Source organism: Microcoleus sp. AT8-A3, from assembly GCF_036705675.1.
Classification (GTDB): Bacteria; Cyanobacteriota; Cyanobacteriia; order Cyanobacteriales; family Microcoleaceae; genus Microcoleus.
Genome location: NZ_JAUBVD010000011.1, coordinates 157378 through 160395 on the forward strand (window position 1 = coordinate 157378; position 3018 = coordinate 160395).

Consider the following 3018-nt stretch of genomic DNA (forward strand, 5'->3'; position numbering starts at 1 on the left):
ATTTAATGTTTTAGTCGGTTTTAACCGACTTCTGCTATGAGGCGGGGAATTCATTCCCCGGCGGACTCTGGGTGAATGCGTGGGAATTGATTCCCCAGCGGACTCTGGGTGAATTCGAGAATCAAATATACAATCCCAAAATTCCCAAAATCCCATGCAACAATACCTGACAATCAAACAACTTACAGAAGCGGTAAAAGGCACAATTACCCCTCGGATGGTGCGACATTATCACGCTTTGGGGCTGCTATCTCCGGCGGTACGATCGACTTCTAACTATAGATTGTATACCCGCAGCGATGTGCAAAGGCTGCAAAGAATAGTGGCACTCAAGCAGCAAGGCTTTCAACTGTCTCACATCCGCAAACTGTTAGAAACTGACGCGGATGCTTCGCCTGACGCGCTGATGGCGACTCTGCAACGGCAATATCTGTCGGTTATTCAGCAAATTGTTCGCCTCAGAGAAACGGCTTCGGCGCTGGAAGGATTGCTGGGACGGGATATTTCTTGTCAAGCAGTGCAAGCCGACGCCTTGGCGCAATTAAGGCTGTTGCAGGCGGAAACTGAGGGGGGGTGGGATGAGTTGGAACAATTTTGGGAGGGTTGGGATGCGGGGGCGCACACTCACCCGGAGGATTTTGGGGAGTCGTTGCAGCTTTTGTTGCCGGATTTGGCCGATCGCTCGGAAATTGAGGTAGACTTGCTTTCTAAACTGGTGTTAGCTTGCGGAGATTGTTCGCTGCTGCCGTTTGTGAAGTTGAGCGAAACGGCGATTAAATCGGCGCGGGATGCTTTGAAAAATCAGTGTCAAATTGTGGCTGATGTGCCGCCTGTTTTTGCGGCTTTGGATGGGACAAGATTGGCGCATTTGGGAACAAGTATTGCAACTTTAATTGATGATCCGCACATCAATGCTGCGGCGGAAGCGGAACAGGAATTCTGGCAGCAGCGTGAGTGGTTTGATAAGTTGTTGAAACTGGAAAAAGGATGTATATTGGTGATAGGATATGCGCCGTCTGTGCTGATGGCGGTTTGCGAGGCGATCGAGTGTGGGCAATTGCAACCGGCTTTGGTAGTTGGAATGCCGATCGGTTTTAGTCATTCTCCGGTGGCGAAACGGCGGTTAGTGCGATCGGGCGTTGCTTATATTACGACTGTGGGAACTTTTGGCGGCGGATTGTTGGCGGCGGTTGCTTTGAATGCTTTGGTTGAGTCTTTGATTGAAAAGCCGAATTGTCACTGTCATCTTAAGTAAAGATGGGATTTAGGTTGGTTGTGACTTAATTTGTATTTTGCTCTTTCAGAGGTTTTAATCCCTGATAGGGAGTTTGGTTAATTGCGGCGTAACAATGGGACAGTTACTAGATGAAATTATAAGTTTCAATCCCTGATAGGGAGTTTGGTTAATTGCGGCCGGAAAATGGCGACGTGCAGGTATGGTTGCCGGAAGTTTCAATCCCTGATAGGGAGTTTGGTTAATTGCGGCGGTAAAGGCTTCTTTATTTTCAACAAGGAAGATAAGTTTCAATCCCTGATAGGGAGTTTGGTTAATTGCGGCGAGGGTTCCGGCGGTTGGTGTGGAAGCTTCTCAGGTTTCAATCCCTGATAGGGAGTTTGGTTAATTGCGGCGCAACCTACGCCCATTAACTTTTTTCACTGGGTTGTTTCAATCCCTGATAGGGAGTTTGGTTAATTGCGGCTAAGTAGAAATCGCCTTTGATACAGAATCGTCTTCAGCGTTTCAATCCCTGATAGGGAGTTTGGTTAATTGCGGCGAGCTGGAGCGCCAGCAGCAGCGATTAAAAGCCAGTTTGGTTTCAATCCCTGATAGGGAGTTTGGTTAATTGCGGCTTGATTGCATAAATCAGGAGCGGGGCGTTTTTCCTACAGTTTCAATCCCTGATAGGGAGTTTGGTTAATTGCGGCATTACGAATTTATTCATACCAAATCAATATCTTGAAGTTTCAATCCCTGATAGGGAGTTTGGTTAATTGCGGCCAGGGTTCCTATTCCCGTCCTTGTACCGAGCCGTTTCAATCCCTGATAGGGAGTTTGGTTAATTGCGGCCGGAAAAAAGCATCGACGCCCGCGGCGCAACCGACAAAGTTTCAATCCCTGATAGGGAGTTTGGTTAATTGCGGCCTCATGCCGTTCATTTGGTGATAACAAGGGGTAGCAAGTTTCAATCCCTGATAGGGAGTTTGGTTAATTGCGGCCCATCGCAGCCTTATTCAGAATCCCTTCATTCAGCTTCGTTTCAATCCCTGATAGGGAGTTTGGTTAATTGCGGCTTTCTTGCTTCCGAGACTTTGTGACAGCAAGTCTGGCGGTTTCAATCCCTGATAGGGAGTTTGGTTAATTGCGGCCCTTGTTGGGGCGACTCAAGATACAAGGGTGTCGTTTCAATCCCTGATAGGGAGTTTGGTTAATTGCGGCCAGTCGGTCATTGATTTTGGTAAGAAAATATTCTGTTTCAATCCCTGATAGGGAGTTTGGTTAATTGCGGCGATAGCGCTGCAGCGCCTGTAATATTTATTTTTGTTTCAATCCCTGATAGGGAGTTTGGTTAATTGCGGCATCGAAGTGGCAAAAGTGCGATCGCAATTAGAGGCAGTTTCAATCCCTGATAGGGAGTTTGGTTAATTGCGGCAACATTGAAGCAATTGCAATTCAAAGTATCAAATCTGAGTTTCAATCCCTGATAGGGAGTTTGGTTAATTGCGGCTTTCTTTTAGTTCAAAGTGGGTTAATTTCTTTTAAAGTTTCAATCCCTGATAGGGAGTTTGGTTAATTGCGGCTAATCATTGGTAACTTCGAGTTAGGAATTAGCAAAGTTTCAATCCCTGATAGGGAGTTTGGTTAATTGCGGCTAGGGCCAGTAACAAAGGCAGCCCTACTGGGCGGGATGAGTTTCAATCCCTGATAGGGAGTTTGGTTAATTGCCAGGGTAAACGCATCTAAATTAAGTTGACAGAAAATCATATTTGTGCATGATTTGTTTTTTATAAAACAATTCT

The 3018-nt window shown here is 46.3% G+C and carries 1 protein-coding gene and 1 CRISPR repeat array; the gene reads left to right on the forward strand.

Annotated features, from left to right (window positions below):
• Window positions 1–154: 154 nt before the first annotated feature.
• A complete protein-coding gene (locus QUB51_RS09460) occupies window positions 155–1255 on the forward strand; it encodes a precorrin-8X methylmutase (RefSeq protein ID WP_333260731.1) in 1101 nt (366 codons plus the stop codon).
• 51 nt (window positions 1256–1306) lie between these two features.
• A CRISPR array of direct repeats spans window positions 1307–2947; the repeat unit is 37 nt; unit sequence GTTTCAATCCCTGATAGGGAGTTTGGTTAATTGCGGC.
• The last annotated feature ends 71 nt before the right edge of the window (window positions 2948–3018 follow it).

Excerpts from the sequence above, each read along its gene's own strand:
- QUB51_RS09460 (WP_333260731.1), top strand. The coding sequence starts at position 155 with ATGCAACAATACCTGACAATCAAACAACTTACAGAAGCGGTAAAAGGC.